The sequence below is a fragment of the Xanthomonas sp. WHRI 8393 genome (genome assembly GCF_040203315.1).
Classification (GTDB): domain Bacteria; phylum Pseudomonadota; class Gammaproteobacteria; order Xanthomonadales; family Xanthomonadaceae; genus Xanthomonas; species Xanthomonas arboricola.
Map to the genome: position 1 here is coordinate 103082 of NZ_JBEGGL010000003.1, position 25753 is coordinate 128834.

Below are 25753 nucleotides of genomic sequence, written 5' to 3' on the forward strand. Positions count from 1 at the left end.
CGCACCCAAAACACCTTTCAGCGCTCCACCACCGTCACCACCAACTCGCCCGCACGCGCAGTGATCTGCAGCTTGCACCCAACCGCAAACCCCAACTGCTCTAGCCACAGCCCACGCAAGCGCACACTGGGAATCCGCTGGCTGTGTGGTCGGCCGGGTTCTGCATCGTAGAACGCATAGCCCACCGTGCAGCGCGTGGGCGTGCGTGCCTTGCGCGGTGGCCGCGGCGGCAGGTCGTCCACGGGAGGCCTGTGGCGACGGTCGAAGGCGAGGTTGTCCACATCGAACGTGGGTGACGGCACCAGCCGCATGGGCTGCGTGTCCTTTACCGGCGTGGCTGCTCGTTTGGCGGAAGCGGCGCGCTTGGCATTTGATTTGGACCGCTTGGCGGTTGGAGACTGCGTCCGGCTCATCGCCTCACCTCCGCCAGCACCACGGGGCGACGACGCCCACCAACCTGCAATACCGATGCATCTGTCATGACAACGCCTCCTTCGAAAAATAAGCACCGTCGCCGGCCGGCGACGGGATGTCGGGAGGTTAGAAACCGCTCATAGCCGGCGGGCGTATTCCTCCCTAAGGAGTGTTGTATTAGCCGCCCTCCCGACGCAGGCATCGCGTCGGCTTGCGCCTGCAAGCAGGCACAAAAAACCCACCGGTTTGACGGAGGTGGGTGCCGCTACTAGAGGAGTTTTACGCTCCTTGAGGCAGAGGTGCTACTGGTTGATTGGGATGTCAACTACATGATGTAGGGGACATGAGGGCTGATCCACTGCCGTAGTAGATTACTCGTAACCCTGAAAACTCAAGATCTGCACGTCTTTGTTGTTGAGTGCCTACTCGTCACTGCGACCGATGAATTACTTTCATGGTGAGAGTTGTAATTGTGGATTTAATGCTACAGGGCAATCCTGTGCGAAAAAGCTCTTCTTGGGAATAAAGACCGCGCCAGACCGGCCCTTAAATTTTATGCCTTGCTCTGTTATTTCTCTTATCTGGTAAAATACGACTATATTTGCGCTTTCGTTTGCATTGTCAAATCTGGAAAATATTTGCGTCAGGTTTATTTCGCCTTTAAGTATTTCTTGTGGTGCGAATTTTATTTTCCTCAGGTAGTTGGCGGCTGGTGCAACTCGGATCAGTTTTTCTGATTTTCCATCTGAAATTTTGAATGCTTCTGTATAAAGTACCTTTGAGTAATTCCATGGTAATGCAGCTTCCGATACCTCTGCTGGCGTGGAGGCGGTATTTTTAACGGATAGCAGTAGGGACGTGGGTTTGCTGCAAATAACGCTGACATTTACTTTCATGTCCTGACTTGCCGCAGCCGAAAGAGGAAGGAGAATCAGGAATGAAAAAATAGATATTTTACTGCCCATAGGTGTCCCCTTCTATTGCAGGTATGGAGCTGCGCGTAATTTGCCTGATTCTGCGTACGACAGCGGCCTTGCATTTTTCATCGCACTGACCATTCATTGACTTCAACTTGCTCATCAGGCAATACAGTTCAACAGTGTGTGCTCTGAATTCGGACACATCTAATTCACTGTAGTTGCTCCCGGGATAAGGTGTGCTTGGAAAAGTGACGCTCATTGGCGTTGTACCAATTCCCATCCATTGCAAGGGGCCTCTGCGGCACAGTCCGGGACTGGCTCGATTAGCATCTCCGACATGAGACATCTCATGTGCCATCAAACAATCCGAAACGTCTTTGCACTCCTGGAACTCTTTAGGCCAAAGATCGTAATTGAAATATGGCTTAATCACGCCGTCGACGCAGTAAATGCTTCCTGCTGGTCTTTGATTTGCCGGTGGAATGGGAGTTAGGAATGCAGCAAGGCCAGTCGGATCAACGGCAATCAATGGAGTCTGCTGAGCATATCCATATGCGCTAATTCCACCTTTTAAGCCAATCGGATCGGGTTGCGTGTATCGACCGCTTCCTGAGTCGTATCCATCTCGAAATCCGTTCTGATTCAACCCACTCGCCGCATCAAACCGCTGCCCCGGAAACCGCATATCCAACACCAGCGTCGCGCCATCCCCATCCGGATCCTGATTCGGCGCGGTGTTGCCGAAGACCTCGCCCTTCAAGCTCCACGTCCACACCGCCACATCGCGGGTGGGGTCGATCACCACGCGCGGGCTGCCCAGGTGGTCCGGTTCGATGTAATGCAGCGTGTTGGCGTTGGCCAGCAGGCCGACCGGTAGATCGTCCAGCCAGATCGCCTGCTGCTTGGGCGCGCCGTTGTTGTCGTAGTCACCCAGCCAGTGGCCGGCTTCATCGTAGAGCGCGTAGGTATTGGTGGTGCCGAGGAAGCGGCGCACATGCTGCCCTTTCCGTTGTAGCGGTAGTTCATGGTAAGTGCTGACGCAGTGGCCTCATGTGCGGGCGTCATTGGTCAAAGGGGGCGGACGGCTGAGTATCTAAAGCTAGCTCGTGAAGCTTTAGAATTTTTCTATATTCCTCAAATTCATTAGATGTGATTAATTTATTTTCAAATTTTATTTGAATTGTTTCGTATAGAAAAAATATCAACCTGATGTCTCTGCATTCATGATCTAGATATAGTTCAATTATGCAATTTTCAATTGATGGAAAAATTTCGCCCTTAAGAAAGGTTCCAGTAATTCCTGCTTTAATATTTGCGCCGCTTGCGGCCACTACCGCAGCCGCAAATGCATTGGAATCACTAAATCCCAGTTGTATAATCCCATCTTTATTTCTTATTTTAAATATTTTCAAGCTTGGCGATAGCTTGATTGCTATCATTTTAATTTCGTCAAATAGATTATTATCGGCCACGGTTATTTCCCCATATTTCACTAATCACTGGTCCGCCGCCGGTATTTGTGCAGCATCGGCAAGAAAATATAGACCCCATGTACGCGCCATTTAGGAATACCGTCTGATGCCCCCCCTTCATTGAGCATATTCCACCCATTGCAGGTGTGGCAGGTCTAGCTCTGCTGCCTCTCGGAAAGTCAAGGAGTGAGTGGGCGGATGATGCATACGGATAGTAGCGTGACATTTCCGAACATTCGTCATACTCAGGATAAATGTCCGAACACGTCTTGCATTTCTCTTGTGTGTCGGGTTTGGGAAGAGCGATGCTTCCTGTTTTAGGAGTTGCCGTAATGGCACCCATTGCGAAAATCGCTGCGCATTCTACCGGGTGCTGCCTACACCATATATCAACTGTTGTTTGTAGTCCTAGCGGATCTGTCGAGTTAAGAGGAGATCCGTAAACATAGCTATAAGTTGAAACTCCACCCCCTAAGCCAATCGGATCACTCTGCACATACCGCCCAGTAGCTGCTTCATAGTCCCGGAAGTAGTTCTGATTCAATCCACTCGCCGCATCGTACCGCTGCCCCGGGAAGCGCATATCCAGCACCAGCGCCGCGCCATCCCCATCGGAATCCTGATCAGGCGCGGTGTTGCCGAAGGCTTCACCCTTCAAGCTCCACGTCCACACCGCCACATCGCGGGTGGGGTCGATCACCACGCGTGGGCTGCCCAGGTGATCGGGTTCGATGTAGTGCAGCGTGTTGGAGTTGGCCAGCAGGCCGACCGGTAGACCGTCCAGCCAGATCGCCTGCTGCTTGGGCGCGCCGTTGTTGTCGTAGTCACCCAGCCAGTGGCCGGCTTCATCGTAGAGCGTGTAGGTATTGGTGGTGCCGAGGAAGCGGCGCACCTGCTCGCCACGGCCGTTGTAGCGGTAGTTCATGGTCACCGCGCCGCCACGGCGGGCCTGGGTCATGCGGCCGGTGGTGTCGTAGGTGTACTGCCGCGCGGTGCCGCCGATGGCGGTGGTGTTGCCGGTGGCATCGTAACTGCGGGCCACGCCGGCCACGGCACTGAGGCGGTGGCTGTCGGCCGGGTAGGTGTAGGCCTGCGTGGCCGTGCCGACCTTGGCGCTGAGGCGGTTGCCGGTGGCGTCGTAGCTGTAGCCGTCGATCAGGGTGCCGGTGCGGCCGTCCTTGAGGCCGGTCAGGCGGCCCAGGGTGTCGTAGCCCAGGCCGATCTCCGGCGTGGGATTGCCAGCGGGCGTCAACGCGGTGAGGTTGCCAACCGGGTCGAAGCCGAAGCCCACGTCCAGCCCGCCCGGGCGGGTGTCCTGGATCGCCTGCGGGCGGTAGTCCAGATCGTAGCGGCGGGCGAGGGTGCGGCCATTGCCGTAAGTCCAGCCGGCGGCCGGACCGAACGGGTAGTAGCTGACATTGCCCAGCAGCACCTGACGGCTGCCGCCGGCCGGGGTCACGCCGACCTCGGTGGTCTGGCCTTGGGTGTTGCGCACGTAATCGACCACCGCCCCATCGGGATAGGTCATGCGCCGCAGCTGGCCGCCGACGGTGTAGTCGTAGCGCAGTACCAGCGCCTTGCCGTTGCTGGTCTGCACCTTGCGCACCAGATCGCCGAAGCGGTTGTAGCAGTACTGGGTGATGGCGCCGCCGTCCTGCATCTTGGTCAGGCGGCCGATGGAGAAGGTCTCCCCGCTCGCACACATTGTCTGCGTCACGTCGTAGGTGTACGTCACGTTGAGGTTGGTGGTGGGGTAGGTGACCTTGGTCAGGCGATTGAGCGCGTCGTAGCCGTAGCCGGTGGTATTGCCGCGCGAGTCGGTCTGGGTGGCGCGGTTGCCGGCGCTGTCATAGGTGTAGCTGGTGACGCCGGTGTCCGGGCTGGTGAGCTTCACCAGATCGCCAAAGCCGTTGTACTCGTATTTGGTATCCAGGCCCTTGGGGTCGGTGACCTTGGTGAGGTTGTCCAGCGCGTCGTAGTCGAAGGTGGTGTTGGCCTTGATCCCGGCCACATCCTGCAGCGTGCGCGAGAGGCGATTGAGCGGGTCGTATTCGCTCTGCGTTGCGGTTGCCAGCGCATCGGTCACCTTGGTGGCGTTGCCGTTGGCGTCGTACTCGAAGTCGGTGGGGTCGCTGGCCGCGGTGGCCTGCGTCTTGAGTTGCCCCAGCTGGTTGTAGACGCGCGAGAGCGTGCGCTTCAACGTACCGGCCGCGTCCTTGGTGTCTTCCTTGACGCGATTGCCGGCATTGTCCAACGTGTAGTGGACGGTGTTGCCTGCGTTATCGGCGATGTCGGTCAGCCGATGCGCCGCATCATAGGTAAAGACGGTGAACGCGCCATCGGGCTGGGTGACCTGCTTGACCAGGCCGGTCGGCCAGTAATCGATGCGGGTGATGCGGTCATCGGCCTCGCTGGAGGCATCGGCGCCGCGCACCTTGCTGGCGGTCAGCCAACCGCGCGGGTGATAGGTGTAGTCGGTGACGATGCCGTTGGTGTCCTTGATGGACAACGGGCGGCCTGCGCCGTCGTAGGCGAGGTATTCGTTGACCTGGCCGAGGGCGTTGGTGACTTTCCATAGGTCGCCTTTGCGGTGCGGGCAGCTGCTGGTGGTAGAAGCGCAGCCTGCGTCATCGGCCATGTAATAGTTGAAGCGTGTGGCTTGCCATAGAGCACCATCGTAGTGCTGAGCGGTCAGCTGCAGTCCGATGCGTGGGCAACTAGAGCCCGTATCAACATCTGACTGTTCGCAGAAGCTGCTCATATCCTTTCTGACAGTACCGGTTTTACCATCCGTGATAGTGGAAGTCAGGATCTGTCCACGTTGGGTGAGCGTCCACTCTTGCTTCTGATAGATGTCGCCAGCGCTAGAATAAATCGATCTGGCGACAGGAGTGGGGAGGGTGGGATGCCAGTCGACTGCAACAGTTTTTATGGTGAGGCCGTCGCGCGATGTTGTTTCCAGGGTGCGAAGTCCGCGCGCGTTGTAATCTTCATCTACCTTCGTGCCATTGAAGTACTGCTTGACATCGGCATAGCCCAAGACATCGTAGGTTTGGCTCTTGATGCTCTGCGAGGTACCGCATGCGGGGCAATGGGCAGTCGCCGACGCAAATTTGGCCCGCCCGTAGCTAACGTTCATGGCAAACGAAGAGGAAGCGCCTAGCGCGCTTGTTACCGTTGCCGAGCTTTGGTCATAGGCGATCTTTGTGTCATCGATCGGATCCGAGGCTGCGCCATGATAGCTGCGTGCTCCTCTACCTGATTGATCGTATTCCCAGGATGCGAATTGGATGCCTTGCTCATCAACGATTCCCGTTAGGGCGCTGGGGAACTCCTTGTTCTGGTAAAGATATGATCTGACTGAGCCGCCCTGCGTTGAAGCACTTTGCAATCGGTTCTTATCATCAAAAGCGTACGTCAGGCTCTGTCCATCCGGTAGCGTGATAAAGTCTAGTTGCCCATATTTGTATGCAAAATTAAGACTCCGTCCGGTCGCATCAGTCACTGCTGAGATTTTTCCTTCTGTATAGCGAAGGGTTACAAAATCGCCGTCAGGGTAGTCAATTTTCTGCAAGTTGCCAGCTGCATCAAACTCTTCAATGGTCTGATCGGGAGCGTGGACATGCCAGTTGACCAGCGCCCCGTCCTCCCTAACTTCCTCGAGTACGTAGCGCACGTCGCTTTCTGCATGCCATTTGCCGCTTCCCTCGTTCTTAAACAAGTAAGAGTTGCCACTTGGTCTTGTGAGCAGAACGGTTTTCGAGCCCGATGTTAAGTTGGCTCTGATGGACCGCATGTAAGAGTGCCGCCACTCAATGCCTAGCGGAGAGCCGGCATCAAGCCCAATATTTCCGCTGGTGTAAAAGCGAACGAATTGGAGTTTGGTTGCGGGCGCAGAGAAATCAATATCTTTCTGTAGTTTGGCGCCAGTGAAAAAATTGACCGGATTTCCTGCGGTGCAGGAGCCTGATGTTGGGGCATCACATTCGTTGTTCTTGCCTGGATCGATTGGCCGACGAATGCATGTCATGAAGTTGTTTGGATTAGGATCAAATCCAGCGGGACATTCCCATTTTTTCGCCAGTAGCGCAGGGAAGTAACCGCTGTCTGACGGTCGGCACGTATACTCGGCCGTTGTAGTGCAGTTATTCGCCCCTAAGAATCCGACCGCCAAGTATGGACGAAGTTCTAGCTGTTCCGGCCCCGTATACGTCATAACTACGATTGATGCTGGTTGTCCATCCCATAGCCCGTTGCCTTGTCCTCCACATCGGAGGACAAGGCAGCCACCTCCATAAATGTTAATCTCAGGATTGAATTCACCGGGTAGCGGTGGGATTTTGCTAACTTCGAAGTCTTGAGCGAGTACGGAAAAGGTAGGGAAGCAAAGCGCCGTCATTAAAACAAGGCTTGATATTTGTTGTAGCGCGATTGCAGTGAATCGCCTTTGAGAAAATAACGACGACCCATTCAATGGGGTGGCGGATGAATCATTGCTTTGGGTGTGCATTGCTTTCTTCCTTGACTGCTAAATAAAGGCCGGGATAAGGGGAGGAATTCACTGCGACTATGCCCGAAGTCTCACTGGGCGCATTGTTCGCATTCCTGCAGCGCGAAAAAGTAGCGTGTCTCTCCGATGCTCGTGACATGGATTTGCAACCACGGCCTCACCACCACTGTCTATGATCAAACGCTAATGCTCTGAAGCGGCTACCCGATAGGCAACATCCAACCTGCGCGCGATCTGCTCCAATCGCTCCGGAGTCTTTTCATTGCTGACAATATCGTCGGCGATGGCTTCTCGCTGTTTGCGCGTCGCCTGTGCGGCGATCATCCGACTCGCCAATTCGGGTGTTGCGCCATCGCGGCGCATGAGGCGCGCGTGCTGCAAGGCGGCCGGGACATCGACTACTAGGATACGGTCCAGCCACGGGTAGGTGGCACGTCCTCCGGCTTCGGCAAGCAGCGGGATCGCCACGATGGTGTACGGTCCCCGGGCAGCCAGTGCGGCGCGACGCAGTTCGTCGCGGATGGCGGGGTGAGTGATGGCTTCGAGCGCCTTCCGTTGAAGTGGATCGGCAAAGACAATTTGGCGCAAGGCGGAGCGATCTAGCGCGCCATCCGGCAACAAGATGGCGCGTCCGAAGCGATCGGCGATGGCATCAAGAATGGGGCCGGGCTCCACAACCCGCCGCGCAACAACATCCGCGTCAATGACCGGCACGCCAAGCTTCTCGAACTCGGCGGAGAGGGCGCTCTTGCCGGAGGCGATGCCACCCGTGAGGCCGACGATGAAGTCGCTCATCGCCGTGCCCCGGTTAACGCAGGCCTGCGAAGTGCAGGTAACCGTCCACCAGGTCGTTGCCCCAGAAGAACACCACCCAGCCGGCGATTGCCAGGTAGGGGCCGAACGGGATCGGGGTGGCGCGGTCGCGACCCTTGGCCACCAGCCAGATCGAGCCGAGGATGGCACCGACCAGCGAGGAGATCAGGATGATCGGCAGTATGCCTTTCAGCCCACACCAGGCACCGAGCGCGGCCAGCAGCTTGAAGTCGCCGTGGCCCATGCCTTCCTTGCCGGTGAGCTGCTTGAACAGCCACCACACCGTCCACAGCGAGACATAGCCAACCGCCGCGCCCAGTAAGGCGGGCTTGGCCGGCATGTAGAGGTTGTCCATCGAGCCGACCAGACCCAGCCACATCAGCGGCAAGGTCAGCTGGTCCGGCAGCAGCTTGTGGCGCAGGTCGATGCCCGACATCGCCACCAGGAAGCAGCTCAGCACGATTGCGCCGAAGCCCTGCCAGCCAAAGCCGAACCGCCAGACGCTGGCCACGCACAGGATCGAGGTCAACAGCTCCACCAGCGGGTACTGGATGGAGATCGGCTTGCCGCTGTAGCGCGACTTGCCGCGCAGCATCAGCCAGCTGAAGAGCGGGATATTCTCCCACCACTTGAGCTTGTCGCCGGTGACCGGGTCGTGCGAGGGCTCCACCACGATCCCCGGCGGTGGCGGCTCGTAGATGTCCGGCAGCTCCAGGATCTCGCGCGCGTCGCGCCGCCACTGCCATTCCATGCGCTTGGGCAAGCGCAGGATCACCACGTTCAGGAAGCTGCCGATCAGCAGTCCCAGTCCGGCCGCGGCGGGAAAGCCGAGACCGGGATGCTGGTCGAGAAATGCCATTACGTCTTATCCAACCACTGCGCCAAGTTTGAAGATCGGAAGATACATGCCGATGACCATGCCGCCTACGATGGTGCCAATGAAGATCATGATCATAGGCTCAAGCAGGCTGCTCAGTGCATCGACGGCATTGTTGACTTCTTGCTCAAAGTATTCAGCGACCTTGAACAGCATGGCATCCAGCGCACCGGCCTCTTCACCAATCGCAGTCATCTGAATCACCATGTGCGGAAAGAGGTTTACTTGCTTCATCGACAGATTGACAGGGTAGCCCACCGATACGTCGTCTCGCATCCGCAGGACTGCTTCCTCGTAGACCTTGTTACCCGTCGCGCCTGCGACGATTCCCAGCGCTTCGACCAACGGAACGCCTGCCTTGAAGGTAACGGCGGTTGTTCGTGCGAATCGGGCAATCGAACTGTCGTGCATGATCTTGCCAATGACCGGCACCTTTAGAACTAGACGATCAAACAGGTGCTGCATTCGGGGTGAGCGCTTGTAGGCCATGGTCAGCCCTACCGCCGACCCAACGATCACCAGCAAGATTGGGAGCCACCAGGAAACCATGAATCGTGAAAGATTCACGATCATTTGGGTGAATGCAGGTAATTCCGCACCGAAGCTGGAGAATACTGTCTCGAACTGTGGTACCACCCAAATCAGCAATATGGAACTGACGATCAACGCTACTGCCATCACCATTGCAGGATAAAAGAGGGCTTTCTTGATCTTGCCCTTCAGTGCTTCGATATTTTCCTTATAGGTCGCCACAGTATCCAGCACAGTATCCAGCACGCCGGCGCTTTCACCGGCACGGACCAGGTTGCGATAAAGCTCGTCAAACTGCACCGGATGTCTGCTAATCGCTTCATTGAGCGATGATCCGCCCTCGATGTCGGTACGGATTTCGCCAACCATCTTTCGCATGCGGGGATTTTTGGAGCCCTCGCCGATGATTTCCAGTGTGCCGACCATCGGGACACCGGATTTCATCATGGTCGCAATCTGGCGACTGAAAAATGCGATGTCCTTAGGTTTGATCGGCTTGCCGGTTGCGCCAAACAGCGGCTTGGGCTTTGTTTTGACAACAGTGGGATTGATCCCCCTGCGGCGGAGTTCGGCGCGCAGCATGTTTGCATTGCGAGCCAGCTCATCCCCCTTCATTTTGACGCCGCGCTTGTCTGTCCCCTCCCAGATAAAAGACGTCATCGCGTTTATACGATTGGCCGGTTTAGCCCCCTTTTTCACAGTGCTGCCCAATGCTGACATTGCCAAGTCTCCCCACCGGCACCCCATGCCGGTATACGTGATGATGATAGCGGGTCGCGCACCTGCTGGCACCAGCAGCGGCACGAACCGGCCTGCCTTCATCCTGCTTCTTCAGTGCAAGCCTTGCTGGCCATGCTCCGCCGCGTAGGTGTTGATTTCTTTCAGCATCGCGCGCAGAGCAGCGCCGCGCGACGCGCCCTCCAGCTCGCTTACGCTGGTGTAGCGGGCGCGACGCATGACATCCCAGAATGCGGCCTTGGCAGCATTCAGGTCGCCGGCCCGGAGGAGAAGTTTCACATGAAACAATGCAATTGTCGGATCTGGGCTGCGCGACCATGCAATCCTTGTCTGATTGAGAGCGTCGCGCCAGTCGCCTGCCTGGTCGTGCGCTAGCGCCGCGTTGTATCGCAGGGACCATTTTGCCTGGGAGGCTTCGCGCTGGCCTGTTGCCCGCGCGAGAACGTCCTCGATCGTCTCGGCCAATACCGCCGAGGTGACGCGACCGCAGCCCTTGCGTGCATGGACTTCCATCAGGTTCGAGATTGCGTATGGCAGTACCGGATTGATGAAAGCGGTGGACTGGCGCCCGGCTTGCAGCAGCAGCTCGGGATCGCTGTCGCTTTTCAAATGGCAGTTCAGCACGGTGAGTTCGACCTTGCCAATCGCAGCAAGCGCAGGATCGGGGTTGGCGGCCAATTGCTCGAAAACCCGATACGTATCCCCGACAAGCCCTGCCTGCATCGCCGCAAAACCGAAGGCGACGTGAGCTCGTGCCGAATTTGGGTGGGTTTCGATCGCTGTCAAACTGATGCCCAGTGAGGTCTGCCAGACCATGACCCTCTGCCATGTCTGGATGCTCAGCACCATGATGAATCCGCCGGCAAGGGTCCACCCCAGCATACGGACCTTCATCCCCGACTTGTCCAGGTGACGAAGCGCGGCTGCGGCGAGGTCGATGAGCATGAGCCAGAGGCCGAATTGAGGCAGGTAGTTGCGATGCTCATAGTAGAGCTCGATCGGCACGATGCTTGCCTCGACCGAGTGCGCCACCAGAAACCAGAACCAGCCGACGAACGTCGCCGGAAGACGCTTGCGCACGCGCCAGGCAACCACACTGATCAGAATGAGCCCGGCGACCGAGAGCAGGGTCGACACTGGGCTGAGCAGGCTGCTTGAGATGGCGATATCGTCGTTATAAATGCCCATCGCCGGCGAGTAAGGAGCGACGAGCATGCGCAGGTACTGCCAGAGCACCCGTGGCTCGGTCAGCAGTCGCTCGGTAGGGGTCATGCCCCACTCAAGCATGGCAGCCTCAAGTGGCTGCCAGTAGTGGTGCAGTACCAGCGGGAGGGCCAGTAGCGGTACTGCGACGAATACCAGATAGAAACTTTTCAATACCCAGGGCCAGTCGCGCGGCTCCTGGAACCACCCGAGCTCGACCACCAGGCACAGCCCGATGAGCACTACGGCACTCTGTTTGCCCTGGATGCCTAGCAGGGTCAGCAGTGGAATGCCGAGGAATAGAAGTACCAGGGCTTGGGTTGCCTTAAGGCGCCCTGCCAGCATGCGGTTGCGGATGGTTGCGTAGAGTGCCACTCCCAATAAAGGGAATATGGTGGCGATTTCGCTCATGCGCTGCACGACATACAGCACCGTGCTGACATTGATCGGGTGCAGCAGCCAGAGGCTGCAGATCAGTGCGGCGATCAGCCCGGCATGACCTGCGAGGTTGCGATCGCGGCCAAGGAGGCGGCGAAACATGATATAGGCGATCCAGGCGCATAACAAATGCCCTAGTAGATTGCCTAGCTTGAGGGAGGTGCTGGAGTCGCCGCCGATGGCGACATTCAATGCCAGGCTGGCCATGGCAAGCGAGCGATGGAGCAGCCAGTTGCCGTTGCCGGCGGCCATGTCCCAGAAGCCGATCTGTCCCTGGTGCCAGGATTGCACCAATAGCAGATGCTGCTGATCGTCCATCAGGAAAGGACCATTTAGCCCCGGCCAGTAAAGTATGGCGGTCAACAGCGTTATGCCGAGCAGCAAGATTGTCGGATTACGGGATCTCTTGTCCATTGGCATTATTCTCGAGCAAAAAAAACCCCGGTTTCCCGGGGTTCTTTGTCAAAGCGTACCTATTACTGCTTAGTGCCCTGGCAGGAACCCGGACGGTACTTGGACTGCACGCTGCCACCGCAGGTCCAGTCGACCTGGAAGGTGGACGCATTCACCGTGCCGGTCAGGACGATATTACCGGTCGCGCCCGACACGGTGCTGACTGCGGTGATCACGCAGCCGCTGTTGCTGACACCGCTAACGTAGGTCGACGATTGGCTCTCGAGCACGCTGGTGCTGGGGCAGTTGCCGTTGTTCGCAGCGACATACTCCGAAATGGTAGTGCGGCCCGACGACGCTGCCAGCACGACTTCCGAGACCTTGGCCTTCTTGGTGTAGTCCGAATAGGCCGGCAGCGCAATGGCGGCCAGGATGGCAATGATGGCGATCACGATCATCAGTTCGATCAGGGTGAAGCCCTGTGCATTCTTCTTCATGAGTTCAATCTCGGCTGGTTGGATAGGACGGATGAGCGCACGTGGATCTCCCTCGACTGTAGGTTGATCGTGGCATGCAGAATCACCACGTCTGGATTGATGCATGGACTGTGCCAACTTTTGCGTCGCTCGCCAGGGCGCGGTTTGGCTGGAGGCACAACTAGCGGGCGGTGAGAACCGTCCGTCCGGGGGAGTCACAGAGTGACAAAAAATGTCAGCTGCCAAGCATTTTCAGGTCAGTGGTGCATCTGGTTCACACCACTTATGCTGTCGACGACCGGTGTACATCCGTTGGCACTGGCGTCATCTGCAGGCGTGGCGTGATGTATCGCGAAATATTACTGATTTTTTTTGTGACGTGTTCGACCATTGGCAGTCAGTTGCTCGTCAAACGCGCACTGGCGCAGGTGGCCGCGAGGACTCCGTCACCCGAAGGCTCAGCATGGCTGATCGCGGCAGTGCTTTCGCCCAGCGTAATCACCGCGGTGGCAATCCAGGGCATTGGCTTCATCGTCTGGATGCTAGTGGTCCGCCAGGTCAAACTGGGAGTGGCATTCGCGATCTCCGGGGCATTTTTTTATCTACTGCTCGCGTTGCTGAGTTGGCTGCTCTACGGCGAGCGCCTCGCACTGTGGCAATGGGTAGGACTGGTGCTGATCTCCGTGGGTGTGGCCTTGGTTTCCCTTAACGCACAGGGGGGGTGAGGTGGCGTCACTTGCACTCAGTCATGTCTTCGTCGTTCCGGCATATGGGGATTCGCCGCATTTGGAGGTGTGTCTGCGCTCGCTGAGTACGCAGTCCTCGCCATCGCCGATATGGATTAGTACCTCGACGCCGACGTCCGCTATCCGACAACTGGCGGACCGGTTCGGCGCGACCCTGGTTGAACATCATAGCGAGCGTCGTGGCATCGGCGTGGACTGGAATCTCGCGTTGACAGCCGTGCCGGCAGGTTGGGTGACGCTAGCGCACCAAGATGACGTCTATCTGCCTGACTTCGCCCGCGACACGAAAGCGGCGATGGAAGGTGCGCCGGACGCGTCGCTTATCATGACCGGCTATGGCGAACTGGTCGGAGAGTCTACGCGGCAGATCACCTCGATGCTTGTGGTCAAGCGGCTATTACAGGAGCTAGCGTTCTTCGGCCTGTCGGTTCGGCGCTCCAGGGCAGCAAAGCGACGTCTGCTCATGTTCGGGTGTGCGGTGCCGTGTCCATCGGTGACGATGCGCACTCCGGCAAGCTGGGGTGCTTTCAGGGAAGATTTACGCTTGAATCTCGATTGGGATGCCTGGACGCGGGCTGCGGATCAACCGGGAAGTTTCGTGCGGATCAAGCGTGTTTCGATGTTGCATCGTGTCCACGCAGAAAGTACGACGACAGATGGCGTGCTATCGGGCATGCGTGCCAAAGAGGATTTGATGATGTTCTGCCGCTTCTGGCCGCGCCCGATTGCCACCTTGTTGGCCTGGATCTATCGTCTTTCCTACAGTGCTGGGACGTGAGCGTGTCTGCAACGACTGTGTACGTCCAAACGGGCGAGGCGCGATTGGAGACGCTGCGATTGGCGATCGTGATTCCGTGTTACCGGGTCAAGGCGCACGTGCTGGACGTACTGGCAGCGATTCCGTCAGAGGTTGGGTCGATTTACGTGGTCGATGACCATTGCCCGGACGCGAGCGGCGACTTCGTGCAACAGAATTGTACTGATGACAGGGTCGTCGTCGTCCGCAATCCGGTGAACCTAGGAGTCGGGGGCGCCACCGTGGCTGGGTATCGTGCGGCGCTGGCAGGAGATGCCGATATCATCGTCAAGATGGATGGTGACGGCCAAATGGACCCGGCTGCCCTGCTGGAGCTTATCGGGCCGATCGTGAGAGGCGAGGCCGACTATTCCAAGGGAAACAGGTTCTATGATTTGACGCAAATCCGTCGCATGCCCGCTGTCAGAATCGTGGGCAACACGGCCCTATCCTTTTTGACCAAGCTTTCGTCCGGGTACTGGGATATCTTCGATCCGACCAATGGCTATACGGCGGTGCACGCCAGCGTGCTTGCGCGCCTGCCATTGGACAAGATCAGTCGGCGGTACTTCTTCGAGAGCGACATGCTGTTCCGGTTGAATACCATTCGCGCGGTCGTGGTAGATGTCCCGATGGACGCGCGCTATGGAGACGAAGTCAGCAACCTCAGTATTCGGCGGATCGCCGTGGACTTCTCCATCCGCCATTTGCGAAGTTTCGGCAAGCGGATCTTCTACAACTACTTCCTGCGGGACTTGTCGCTGGCCTCGCTTGAGCTCGTCGCTGGAATGGCATTTCTCGTGTCCGGTGCGTTGACCGGTGCATTTTTCTGGCTGCAATCAGCGCAAACGGGCTACTTCAGTTCAGCGGGCAGCGTCATGCTTGCGGCGATTCAGATCATCGTGGGCATCCAGCTGATTCTCGGATTTCTTGCCTACGACATCGCATCGGTTCCGGTGCGGCCATTACATGTCTTGCTGCGGGGAGCGGCATTGCGCCGGGAGGGACGGCATGAGTGAGTTCGGCGCTGCTTACACGGAGTATCAGGTAAACCGGAGTCGGCTCAGGAAGCTGGTGCGCAGAGCCTACTTGCGTAGTGCGCAGGCATTGTTGCGTGGGCCAACGCTGGACTTCGGGTGTGGCGTCGGCGAATTGCTGGAGCGTCTTCCCAAAGGGTCGAGAGGGATGGAATACAACCAGGCGACTGTCCGCTATTGCCGTGAGCGTGGTCTGCCCGTGGATCACTACGATGGCGAGAGTGACGATTGGAGTCTTCGATTGTTGACCGGCGGCGCTCGTTTCGAGTCGATGGTGATCAGTCATGTGCTGGAGCACCTGGAGCAGCCGCGGGAGGTCTTACGAAAGCTCGCTGCCGCTGCTCGCCGGCTCGGTGTACGACGGATCCTAGTAGTGGTGCCGGGGCAGAAGGGATTCGCGTCCGATGCCACGCATCGGACCTTCGTGGATGCCGATTTCCTCTCCCGGCCGGAATTGCTGGCAGATGCCGGGTTTCGGTTAAGCCGGCGGCGGTACTATCCGGGCAATATGCGCGTGCTGGGGGACTGGTTACCCCACCATGAGTTGCAGGTGCTTTTCGTCGCCGACGCCCCAGATCCGTAGCGCCGAGGAGCGATCGGCTTTACCGCCATTGTCGATGCCTCACATTCGGCGGCACACTACCACTGCAGCCAATTGAAAAGGTCCACAAATCCATGAACACCGCTGTTACGACGAATCTAGTCGGTATCACGGGAATCGCTCGTCGCCTGGTGCAGGACGGTTCGATTGACGAATCCGCTGCTCGCGGCGCCATGGACCAGGCTGCGGCCGCCAAGATCCCGCTTCCTCAGTGGTTTGCCGAAAAAAAACTGGTATCGGCCGCGCAGCTTGCTGCCGCCAACGCCGTTGAGTTCGGGATGCCGCTGATGGATGTGTCGGCGTTCGACGCCAATCAGAACGCGGTCAAGCTGGTCAGTGAGGAGTTGCTCCAGAAGTACCAGGTGCTGCCGCTGTTCAAGCGCGGCAACCGGTTGTTCGTGGGGGTGAGCAACCCGACCCAGACCCGGGCGCTGGACGACATCAAGTTCCATACCAACCTGGTGGTCGAGCCGATCCTGGTCGACGAGGACCAGATCCGTCGCACCTTGGAGCAATGGCAAGCCAGCAATGCGGCGCTTGGCTCGTCGCTCGGTGACGACGATGAGGGGATGGGCGACCTGGACGTGTCGGCCGGGGACGAGGACATGGGCGCCGGCGGGGATTCCGGGGTCGATGCCAAGGGCGACGACACGCCGGTGGTGAAGTTCGTCAACAAGGTGCTGGTGGATGCGATCCGGCGGGGAGCCTCCGACATCCACTTCGAGCCGTACGAAGATGACTATCGGGTGCGCTTGCGCATCGATGGGTTGCTGAAGAATGTGGCCAAGGCACCGGTAAAGCTGAACCAGCGCATCGCGGCGCGTCTGAAGGTGATGTCGCAGCTGGATATCGCCGAGAAGCGGGTGCCTCAGGACGGGCGCATCAAGCTCAACCTGTCCAAGACCAAGCAGATCGACTTCCGCGTGAGCACCTTGCCGACGTTGTTCGGCGAGAAGGTGGTGCTGCGTATCCTGGACGGCAGCGCGGCCAAGCTGGGCATCGAGAAGCTGGGCTACGAGGCGGACCAGCAGAAGCTGTTCCTGGAGGCGATCCACAAACCCTACGGGATGGTGCTGGTGACCGGGCCGACCGGTTCGGGCAAGACGGTGTCGCTGTATACGGCACTCGGCATCCTCAACGACGAGACGCGCAACATCTCCACCGCCGAGGACCCCGTTGAAATTCGCTTGCCTGGCGTCAATCAGGTGCAGCAGAACAACAAGCGCGGCATGACCTTTGCCGCGGCGCTGCGTTCGTTCTTGCGCCAGGATCCGGACATCATCATGGTCGGCGAGATCCGCGACCTGGAGACCGCCGAGATCGCGATCAAGGCCGCGCAGACCGGTCACATGGTGCTGTCCACGCTGCATACCAACGACGCGCCGCAGACCATCGCGCGTTTGATGAACATGGGCATTGCCCCTTACAACATCACCTCGTCGGTGACCCTGGTGATCGCGCAGCGTCTGGCGCGGCGCCTGTGCAACAACTGCAAGCGCAAATCGACCTTGCCCGAGCATGCGTTGCTGGCGGAAGGCTTCACGCCTGCGCAGATCGCTGCCGGGATCGAGCTGTATGAGGCGGTCGGTTGCGACGAGTGCACCGAAGGCTACAAGGGCCGTACCGGTATCTACCAGGTGATGCCGATGACCGACGAGATCGGCGCGATCGTGCTGGAAGGCGGTAACGCGATGCAGATCGCCGAGGCGGCACAGAGTATCGGCATCCGCGACCTGCGCCAGTCAGCGTTGGTCAAGGCCGCGCACGGGGTGACCAGTTTGGCCGAGATCAACCGAGTGACGAAGGACTAAGGGCTGGGATTTGGGGATTCGGGATTGGGGATTCGCAAGAGCCCCCGACCGGCGGGCTGGGCAGCTGTCTGTCTTGGATCGTTACTGGCAACCTGCATCAGGGGACTGGATGAAGGTCGCGCGGGTGATCAGCCTGGCCGAGATCAATCGGGTGACCAAGGACTAAGGCCGGGAATTGGGAATTGGGAATCGGGATCGGGGAATCGGAAAAGCTGGCTACGGCGGTAATCCCTCTCACCCAAGCTTTTGCTCACCGGTTTTGGCGAGACTGGGCAAAGTTGCAAAGCCCCAATAAAAACGGCGCTTCCTCGTAAGAGGAGCGCCGTTTTTTATTGGTGAACAGCATAAGGCTATGAATGCCGTCTTCTAGGGTCATGGAGACGTAGAGGTCAGAACGGAGCATTCAGAAGAAACGCAGCCAACTCGCGTTTACGAATCCCCAATGCCGAATCCCCAATCCCAGCCTTCCAGCTACTCCATCCCCAACTTCTTCAACTTGTAACGCAACGCCCGAAACGTGATGCCCAGCTGCGCGGCGGTCTTGGTCTTGTTCCAGCGGTTTTCTTCCAGCGCCTTCTGGATCGCGGCGCGCTCCAGTTGCTCGATGTAGGAAGGCAGGGCGGCCGAGGCGGGGTCGATGTCGACCACCGCTTCGCGGGGTTCGACGGCGGCGCTGCCGGGGGTGGCGGCCAGGCGATGGCCGCCGTGGGCGGGCAGGCGCAGGTCGGTGGCGCTGATCTGGTCGTCTTCGGCCAGGGCCAGGGCGCGTTCTAGGATGTTTTCCAGCTCGCGCACATTGCCCGGGAAGCCGTACTGGTCCAGCGCGTCGAGCGCGGACTGGGTCAGCAGCGGAATCGGCCGGCCGTGGCTATGTGCCAGGCGCGCGATGATGGCCGCGGCCAGTTGCGGCAGGTCGCCGCCGCGTTCGCGCAGCGGCGGCACGCGCAGTTCGATGACGTTGATGCGGTAGTACAGGTCGTGGCGAAAACGGCCGTCGGAGACCAGGTCGCCCAGGTTCTTGTGGGTGGCCGAGAGAATGCGCACGTCCACCAGCGACTCGCTGGAGGCGCCCACCGGGCGCACCGATTTTTCCTGGATCGCGCGCAGCAGCTTGACCTGCATCTGCAGCGGCAATTCGGCCACCTCGTCCAGAAACAGCGTGCCGCCGTGCGCGGCCTGGAACAGGCCTGGCTTGTCGGCATGTGCGCCGGTGAAGCTGCCCTTCTTGTGGCCGAAGAACTCGCTTTCCATCAGTTCGGCGGGGATGGCGCCGCAGTTGACCGGCACGAACGGGCCGGCCGCGCGTGCGCCCTGTTCGTGGATGGTGCGGGCGACCAGTTCCTTGCCTACGCCCGATTCGCCGACGATGTAGACCGGCGCCTGGCTGCGCGCGACCTTGCCTATGGTGGCGCGCAGGCCTTCCATCGCGCCGGAGTCGCCGAGCAGGCGGCTGGCCTGTTCCGGTGGCGGCGCGGGTGGGGCGGGGCGGTCGCGGTTATTCAATTCCAGCGCGTGCTTGACCAGGCCGCGCAGCACGCTGATGTCCACCGGCTTGCTGACGAAGTCGAAGGCACCGGCCTTCAAGGCTTCCACCGCCAGGTCCATGCTGCCGAACGCGGTGATCATCGCCACCGGGGTCTGCGGATAGTGCTTGGCGATTTCGGTGACCAGCTCGATGCCGTTGCCGTCGGGCAACCGCATGTCGGTCAGGCACAGGTCGTAGGGATTGTTGGCCAGCAGCTCGCGTGCTTCGGCCAGGTTGGCGGCGGTGCTGATGCGCAGGCCCATCCGGCCCAGGGTGAGAACAAGCAGTTCGCGAATGTCACGCTCGTCATCGACAACCAGGGCACTTTTCGGTTCGTTCATGTGGCGCACGATAGCCCACGGCGATGACCGTCGACAATTGCCGGCCGGGTCCGGGCGTAACGATTCACGCGATCACACGATGGTGCGCGGGCGCAGCACGATGCGCAGCGGCTGGCTGCACGGACACGATCGCAGCGCTAGCGCAGGCCACAGCGCCATTGGCTTGCTGCTGGCATGACGCGACGATCCAGCTTATTTCCCGCGCAGGCTATTGGGCCCCTGCAACAGGATCCGGAAACAGGCGCCGCCGCCCGGCACCGACACGTAGTCCAGTTGCGCCTGGTTGGCGCGGCACAGTTCCTGGGCGATATACAGGCCCAGCCCGGTGCCGTGCTCGGAGGTGGTGTAGAACGGGCGGAACAATTGCGCGGCCACCGTCTCCGGGATGCCGGGGCCGCGGTCGACCACGTCGATCACCGCCATGCGCTCCATGCGCTCCACGCGCAGTTTCACCCGCGCCGGTTCGTCCATGACCCGGCCGTACTTGAGCGCGTTGTGCACCAGCGCGGTCAGGATCTGGTGCAGGTGCTTGGGGTCGATCAAGGCATGCACGGCATTGCCCTGGATGCTGGCCTCCAGGATGTCGGTCTCCATCGACAGGGTCTGCCGGTACTCGACCACGAAGCGGCGCACGAAGGCGGCCAGATCCAGGTTGTCCGGGCTTGCGCGCTCGCGGCGGGCCAGCGCGAGCACGCTCTCGACAATGCCGTTGGTGCGCTGGCATTGCTGGTGGATGATCTGCAGCAGGCGGCGGTCGGCATCGCCGATGTCCGGGGATTCTTCCAGCAGCTGCGAGGCGTAGCTGATCGCCGCCAGCGGGTTGCGGATCTCGTGCGCCAGGCTGGCCGAAAAGCGCCCCATCGCCGACAGGGTGAGCGATTCGGCGCGCCGCGACACCACGCTGGCATCGTCCAGAAACACCAGCACCAGGTCGCTGTCGGCGAGCAGCCGCACGAAGCGCGGCTGCACTTCCGGGCGGTCGGCGCCCAGTTGCAGCGGAGCCTCTTCCTCGCGCCAGCCGCTGCGCCAGCGCTGCAGGCGGCGCAACAGTTCGGGCGTGAGCGCGGCCAGCGACAGGTTGACCGGGGCGTTGCGCTGGTCGCCGTCGCCGAGCAGCGCCAGCGCCGCCTCGTTGGCCAGGGTGATGCGGTTGTGCGTATCGACCACCAGCACGCCGGTGCGCATGCGGCGGATGATCAGTTCGTTGATCTCGTAGAGGTTGGCGACCTGCGCGCCGCGTTCTTCGGCCAGTACCTGATTGCGGCGCGCACGCGAGCCGATCTGTTCGCAGATGAAGGCCACCGCGACGTAGCTGGTGGCGAACATCGCCAGTTCCGCGACCGGGCGGGCGGCGCCGCCACCTTCGAGCAGGGTCCACAGGTATTCCAGCACGATGGCGCCGCTGGCGAGTACCGCGATGCTCATGCCGTAGCGCAGGCGCAGCAGGATCGAAGCAGCGGCGACATTGAACAGCAGCATCATCGCGATGCCGGCGCTGGCGCCGGGCAGCGCATGCGTGGCCAGGGTCGCCGCGGCGATGTCGGCCAGCACCGAACAGAACACGGTGGTGGTCAGCCGGCGCTCGCTGCGGCCCCAGAACAGCAGCGGGATCGCCACCGACAGATAGCCGATCGCCACGCCGGCCGCCAGGCGCGGGTAACGCGGCTCCGGGATCGCGTCGGACAGGGGGCTGAACACCAGCGCGGCGATCAGCCCGGCCACCAGCACCCGGTACAGCGAAAAGAAGTACAGCTCGCGCTGCGGCGCGGACTGGATCCGGTCGATAAGCGATGGGCTGGATGGCAAGCCGATTCCCCGCTGGAGCAAGCCGCGAGTATAGGCAGGTGCGCGGCCCGCGCAGCGCTTGCGCACAGTGCCGGGCTGCACGCAAGCGCCGCAAACGGCGGGCCACCCGCGCCGACTTTTGCGCCGCACGGCGTGGTCGGCCACAATAGGCGGCCCGTTCGCGTCTCTTGACGTGCCGCCCAGGCGGTCTGCGTTGCACGCAGCGGTCGTTTCCTTTTCCCACGGTGACGCATGAATTTCCACGAATACCAGTCAAAACAGCTGCTTGCCGAGTACGGCATCCCCGTTCCGGCCGGCAAGGTCGCGGCGACCCCGGACGAAGCGGTTGAAGTCGCCAATTCCCTGGGCAAGGGCCCCTGGATGGTGAAGGCGCAGATCCACGCGGGCGGTCGCGGTAAGGCTGGCGGCGTCAAGTTCTGCAAGACCACCGACGACGTGAAGGCCGCAGCGGCCAAGATGCTCGGCACCAAGATGTCCACCTACCAGACCGCCGGCGTCGAACTGCCGATCAACCTGGTGCTGGTGACCACCGCCGGCGAGATCGTCAAGGAGCTGTACCTGTCGATCCTGGTCGACCGCGGCACCAAGACCATCACCTACATCGCCTCCAGCGAGGGTGGCGTGGAGATCGAGCAGGTCGCCGCCGAGACGCCGGAGCTGATCCACTCGCTCAACGTCGATTTCGTCGAAGGCGTGCAGGGCTACCACGGCCGCGATTTCGGCTTCAAGCTCGGCCTGACCGCCAAGCAGGCCGGCCAGTTCGCCAGCATCATGGTGAACCTGTATCGCCTGTTCAACGAAAAGGATCTGGCGCTGGTTGAAATCAACCCGCTGGCGATCCTGGACGACGGCAACCTGTACGCACTGGACGGCAAGTTCGACAGCGACGACAACGCCGCGTTCCGTCAGAAGCAGCTGGTCGCCATGCGCGACAAGACGCAGGAAGACGAGACCGAAGTGACCGCCTCGGAGCTGGACATCAACTACGTCACCATGGACGGCAACATCGGTTGCATGGTCAACGGCGCGGGCCTGGCCATGGCCACCATGGACGTGATCAAGCTCAACGGCGGCGAGCCGGCGAACTTCCTGGACGTGGGCGGCGGCGCCAACAAGCAGCGCGTCATCGAGGCGTTCAAGCTGATCCTGTCTTCGGACAAGGTCGAAGGCATCTTCGTCAACATCTTCGGCGGCATCGTCCGTTGCGACATGATTGCCGAGGGCATCATCGCTGCGGTCAAGGAAGTGGGCGTCAAGGTCCCGGTCGTGGTGCGCCTGGAAGGCACCAATGTGGAAGAAGGCAAGCAGCTGCTGCGCGACAGCGGCATGGCCATCATCCCGGCCGACAACATCAACGACGGTGCCAAGAAGGTCGTCGAAGCTGTCAAGAACGCCGCCTGATCCACGACACCGAAGGAACTATCCATGTCCGTTTTGATTAACAAGAACACCAAGGTGATCGTGCAGGGCTTCACCGGCCAGCAGGGCACCTTCCACGCCACTCAGATGATCGAGTACGGCACCCAGGTCGTCGGCGGCGTGACGCCGGGCAAGGGCGGCACCACGCATATCGACCTGCCGGTGTTCAACACCGTGGCCGATGCCGTGCAGAGCACCGGCGCCGATGCGTCGGTAATCTACGTGCCGCCGCCGTACGCGGCCGATGCGATCCTGGAAGCGGCCGCGGCCGGCATCAAGGTCATCGTCTGCATCACCGAAGGCATCCCGGTGCTGGACATGCTGCGCGTCAAGAACGTGCTGACCCGCTCGCATCCGGACACCGTGCTGATCGGGCCGAACTGCCCCGGCGTGATCACCCCGGGCGAGTGCAAGATCGGCATCATGCCGGGCCACATCCACAAGCCGGGCAAGATCGGCATCGTGTCGCGTTCGGGCACCCTGACCTATGAAGCGGTCAAGCAGACCACCGAAGTGGGCCTGGGCCAGAGCACCTGCATCGGTATCGGTGGCGACCCGATCAACGGCCTGAACTTCGTCGACTGCCTCAAGCTGTTCAACGAAGATCCGCAGACCGAAGGCATCATCATGGTCGGCGAAATCGGTGGCGACGCCGAGGAAGCCGGTGCCGAGTACATCAAGCAGTTCGTGAAGAAGCCGGTGGTCGGCTTCATCGCCGGTGCTTCGGCGCCAGCCGGCAAGCGCATGGGCCACGCCGGTGCGATCGCATCGGGCGGCAAGGGCACTGCCGAAGGCAAGTTCGCGGCGATGGAAGCTGCCGGCGTCAAGACCGTCCGTTCGCCGGGCGATCTGGGTGCGGCGATTGCTGCGCTGGTGAAGTAAGCACGCTGCGCGCAAGCGTGTGAGCGTCAGAAAGGCCGCCTTCGGGCGGCCTTTTTTGTTGCTAGCCATTCGTAGCTAGCCGTTTGTGGCAATGGCCGACGTGGCCATTTCCGCTGGCCAATGGCTGGCTGGTGCCAGCGCCTTCGCCGGCCGCTGTTGCCTGCCGCGGCTTGGCGGCGGATTCGATCGGCTTGCAGCGTTCGATTCAGGGCTCGTGCTGCTGTGCATTGTGCTCAAGCAACAGCTCCACGAACGCGCGCACTTTTGCGGGCCGAAAGCGCGTTGCCGGGAACACGGCGTGGATGCCGCCAGACGGCAACTGCCACTGCGGCAGTACATGCAGCAAGCGACCCGCAGCCAGATCGTCAGCGACCACATAGTCGGGCAGCACCGAGATGCCTGCGCCCTGGCACACCGCTTCGCGCACGGCGAGGGTGGCGTCGAGAAAGATGCCCGGCTGCACCTCCACACTCTGCGGCGCATGCGTGGCGTGCGCGAATTGCCAGCGCTGGTGATCGCGCAGGGCGGTGTTGGCCACGAAGGGCAGGATGGCGATGTCCTGCGGCGATGCGATTCGGGCCAGCTGCGCGGCCATCGTGGAAGGGGCGACCAGCAACTGTCGAAACGCGCCGATCTTGCGTGCCTGCAGGCTGCTTTCGGCCAGCCAGCCGACCCGGATCGCAAGCTCGATGTTGGCCGTCATCAGGTCCAGGGTCTGGTCGCTGAGGATTGCGTCGACCTTGCAGGCCGGATGGCGCCGGGTGAAGGCTGCGATCGCCGGCACCACCACGCGCACGCCGTAGTCCAGCGGGGCGGTGAGCCGGAGCAGGCCGGACGGTTCGGCGGCGGTGTCGGTAAGCGCGTCGAAGGCGTCGTCGGTATCGCGCAGGATGGCCGCGCAGCGCTGGTAGAACGCCTGCCCGAGTTCGGTGGTGCGCACCCTGCGGGTCGTGCGCACCAATAGCGAGGTGCGGCATTCGCGCTCCAGGCGGGCGACCTGCTGGCTCACCACCGCCTTGGTGATGCCCAGGCGCTCGGCGGCCGCCGTGAAGGAGCCGGTGTCCACCACTGCGACGAAGTAGGCCAGGCGGCGCAGATTGCCCAAGCCGCCTGGTCCGGTCTCGCTTCGATTGTGTGTCTTTGGCATACGGTATGTTTATGGCGGATGGATTTAAGAGTCAACGGCGCGGGCCTAGGATGCCTTCCTCGCCACCGGATGCCGCTGACATGTCCACTACCGTTCACTACATTTACGACCCGCTGTGCGGCTGGTGCTATGGCGCCAGCGCGGTGGTGTCGGCGCTGCAGGCACGGGCCGATGTCGCGCTGCAACTGCTGCCAGCCGGGCTGTTTCTGGGCGCGGGCGCCAGGGCGATGGACGACACCTTCGCCGGCTACGCCTGGTCCAACGACCAACGCATTGCGCAGCTGACCGGCCAGGGTTTCAGCGCCTAGTATCGGCAACGCGTGCTCGGCGATCGTCAGCAGCGCTTCGATAGCGGTCCGGCGACGTTGGCACTGACGGCGGTAGCGCGTGTCGATCCGTCGCGCGAAGTGCAGGTGCTGGGGGCCATCCAGCGGGCGCGTTATGTCGAAGGCGACGATGTGACCGCGCTGGACACGCTGGTGGGCCTGCTGCAATCGCTTGGGCTGGAGCAGGCCGCGAAGCAGATCGCCGCGCCGGATGCGCAGCTGCTTGCGCTGACACAGGCGCGCATCGACACCGCGCTGGAGCTGTTGCAGGAATTCGATGTGCGCGGCGTGCCGACGCTGGTTGCGCAGTCGTCCGGCAAGCGGTGGTTGCTGGATGTCGGGGCGGGTTATAGCAACCCCGATGTCGTCCTGCGGCAGTTGGATGCTGGGCATTTTTAGGCATCTGGGGGACTGGTTTCTCGCCATGGGGTTGGCTTTCTTGCAGCTGACCTTTCCCCACACTCGTCTCCAGTGACTTGGCTGTCTTCCGCCGCACCCTCACCCCAACCATCGCCATCCCCAAAGGCCAAA

Annotated in this window: 21 protein-coding genes and 1 pseudogene; 9 read left to right on the top strand and 13 right to left on the bottom strand. The window is 60.5% G+C overall.

The features are described 5' to 3' along the window. Positions 1 to 17: 17 nt before the first annotated feature. From ABQ137_RS10960 to ABQ137_RS11005, 10 genes and pseudogenes are all read right to left on the bottom strand, one after another. A complete protein-coding gene (locus tag ABQ137_RS10960) occupies positions 18 to 413 on the bottom strand; it encodes a SymE family type I addiction module toxin (RefSeq protein ID WP_184518075.1) in 396 nt (131 codons plus the stop codon). 453 nt (positions 414 to 866) lie between these two features. Beyond that, positions 867 to 1379, bottom strand: coding sequence for a hypothetical protein (locus ABQ137_RS10965; protein WP_184518077.1), 513 nt, complete (start codon positions 1377 to 1379; stop codon positions 867 to 869). 448 nt (positions 1380 to 1827) lie between these two features. Next, a pseudogene (locus tag ABQ137_RS10970) lies at positions 1828 to 2375 on the bottom strand (RHS repeat-associated core domain-containing protein); the annotation flags it as partial. Between the two features lie 20 nt (positions 2376 to 2395). Beyond that, positions 2396 to 2806 carry a hypothetical protein gene (locus tag ABQ137_RS10975; RefSeq protein WP_184433715.1) on the bottom strand — a complete coding sequence of 137 codons (411 nt, stop codon included), beginning with the start codon at positions 2804 to 2806 and terminating at the stop codon, positions 2396 to 2398. Continuing rightward, positions 2796 to 6836: an RHS repeat-associated core domain-containing protein gene (locus tag ABQ137_RS10980; protein WP_349782459.1), complete on the bottom strand. Its 4041-nt coding sequence runs from the start codon at positions 6834 to 6836 to the stop codon at positions 2796 to 2798. The genes ABQ137_RS10975 and ABQ137_RS10980 overlap by 11 nt, the downstream gene beginning before the upstream one ends. A 663-nt stretch (positions 6837 to 7499) precedes the next feature. Beyond that, positions 7500 to 8111: a dephospho-CoA kinase gene (coaE, locus tag ABQ137_RS10985; RefSeq protein ID WP_184518079.1), complete on the bottom strand. Its 612-nt coding sequence runs from the start codon at positions 8109 to 8111 to the stop codon at positions 7500 to 7502. A 13-nt stretch (positions 8112 to 8124) separates the two neighbouring features. Next, entirely contained in the window at positions 8125 to 8988 is an 864-nt protein-coding gene (locus tag ABQ137_RS10990) for a prepilin peptidase (RefSeq protein WP_016849610.1), read from the bottom strand. Between the two features lie 6 nt (positions 8989 to 8994). Further along, positions 8995 to 10197 carry a type II secretion system F family protein gene (locus tag ABQ137_RS10995; protein ID WP_258077866.1) on the bottom strand — a complete coding sequence of 401 codons (1203 nt, stop codon included), beginning with the start codon at positions 10195 to 10197 and terminating at the stop codon, positions 8995 to 8997. A gap of 171 nt (positions 10198 to 10368) precedes the next feature. Then, a complete protein-coding gene (locus ABQ137_RS11000; protein WP_184518081.1) occupies positions 10369 to 12330 on the bottom strand; it encodes a hypothetical protein in 1962 nt (653 codons plus the stop codon). Between the two features lie 62 nt (positions 12331 to 12392). Further along, on the bottom strand, positions 12393 to 12806 hold the full coding sequence (locus ABQ137_RS11005) for a pilin (protein ID WP_104567528.1): 414 nt from the start codon (positions 12804 to 12806) through the stop codon (positions 12393 to 12395). 242 nt (positions 12807 to 13048) lie between these two features. On the opposite strand from ABQ137_RS11005, the gene ABQ137_RS11010 reads away from it, so the two are divergent. The 5 genes from ABQ137_RS11010 (at position 13049) to pilB (ending at position 17776) form a co-directional block, all read left to right on the top strand. After that, the gene (locus tag ABQ137_RS11010) at positions 13049 to 13510 is read left to right on the top strand and encodes an EamA family transporter (RefSeq protein WP_311770011.1); all 462 of its coding nucleotides are present in this window, start codon (positions 13049 to 13051) and stop codon (positions 13508 to 13510) included. 1 nt (position 13511) lies between these two features. Next, positions 13512 to 14309 carry a glycosyltransferase gene (locus tag ABQ137_RS11015; protein WP_181120652.1) on the top strand — a complete coding sequence of 266 codons (798 nt, stop codon included), beginning with the start codon at positions 13512 to 13514 and terminating at the stop codon, positions 14307 to 14309. A 68-nt stretch (positions 14310 to 14377) separates the two neighbouring features. Further along, entirely contained in the window at positions 14378 to 15346 is a 969-nt protein-coding gene (locus ABQ137_RS11020) for a glycosyltransferase (RefSeq protein WP_425523799.1), read from the top strand. Beyond that, positions 15339 to 15947: a class I SAM-dependent methyltransferase gene (locus tag ABQ137_RS11025; RefSeq protein ID WP_184518085.1), complete on the top strand. Its 609-nt coding sequence runs from the start codon at positions 15339 to 15341 to the stop codon at positions 15945 to 15947. The genes ABQ137_RS11020 and ABQ137_RS11025 overlap by 8 nt, the downstream gene beginning before the upstream one ends. Positions 15948 to 16039: 92 nt before the next feature. Next, entirely contained in the window at positions 16040 to 17776 is a 1737-nt protein-coding gene (gene pilB, locus ABQ137_RS11030; RefSeq protein WP_184518087.1) for a type IV-A pilus assembly ATPase PilB, read from the top strand. Between the two features lie 471 nt (positions 17777 to 18247). On the opposite strand, the gene ABQ137_RS11035 is transcribed toward pilB, so the two are convergent. Both ABQ137_RS11035 and ABQ137_RS11040 read right to left on the bottom strand, forming a co-directional pair. Further along, positions 18248 to 19642 carry a sigma-54-dependent transcriptional regulator gene (locus tag ABQ137_RS11035; protein ID WP_051634076.1) on the bottom strand — a complete coding sequence of 465 codons (1395 nt, stop codon included), beginning with the start codon at positions 19640 to 19642 and terminating at the stop codon, positions 18248 to 18250. A gap of 192 nt (positions 19643 to 19834) precedes the next feature. After that, a complete protein-coding gene (locus ABQ137_RS11040) occupies positions 19835 to 21448 on the bottom strand; it encodes a sensor histidine kinase (RefSeq protein ID WP_184518089.1) in 1614 nt (537 codons plus the stop codon). A gap of 231 nt (positions 21449 to 21679) precedes the next feature. Here ABQ137_RS11040 and sucC point away from each other — a divergent pair, with 231 nt between their 5' ends. Together sucC and sucD are read left to right on the top strand one after the other, a co-directional pair. After that, complete coding sequence (gene sucC, locus ABQ137_RS11045; protein WP_016901264.1) at positions 21680 to 22849, top strand: ADP-forming succinate--CoA ligase subunit beta; 1170 nt, start codon at positions 21680 to 21682, stop codon at positions 22847 to 22849. Between the two features lie 24 nt (positions 22850 to 22873). Further along, positions 22874 to 23749, top strand: coding sequence for a succinate--CoA ligase subunit alpha (sucD, locus tag ABQ137_RS11050; RefSeq protein ID WP_011038208.1), 876 nt, complete (start codon positions 22874 to 22876; stop codon positions 23747 to 23749). A 205-nt stretch (positions 23750 to 23954) separates the two neighbouring features. On the opposite strand, the gene ABQ137_RS11055 is transcribed toward sucD, so the two are convergent. Then, positions 23955 to 24854 carry a LysR family transcriptional regulator gene (locus ABQ137_RS11055; protein WP_205408447.1) on the bottom strand — a complete coding sequence of 300 codons (900 nt, stop codon included), beginning with the start codon at positions 24852 to 24854 and terminating at the stop codon, positions 23955 to 23957. Between the two features lie 122 nt (positions 24855 to 24976). On the opposite strand from ABQ137_RS11055, the gene ABQ137_RS11060 reads away from it, so the two are divergent. Both ABQ137_RS11060 and ABQ137_RS11065 read left to right on the top strand, forming a co-directional pair. Continuing rightward, entirely contained in the window at positions 24977 to 25204 is a 228-nt protein-coding gene (locus ABQ137_RS11060) for a hypothetical protein (protein ID WP_349782466.1), read from the top strand. 12 nt (positions 25205 to 25216) lie between these two features. Beyond that, positions 25217 to 25621, top strand: coding sequence for a hypothetical protein (locus ABQ137_RS11065; RefSeq protein WP_349782468.1), 405 nt, complete (start codon positions 25217 to 25219; stop codon positions 25619 to 25621). Positions 25622 to 25753 lie beyond the last annotated feature (132 nt).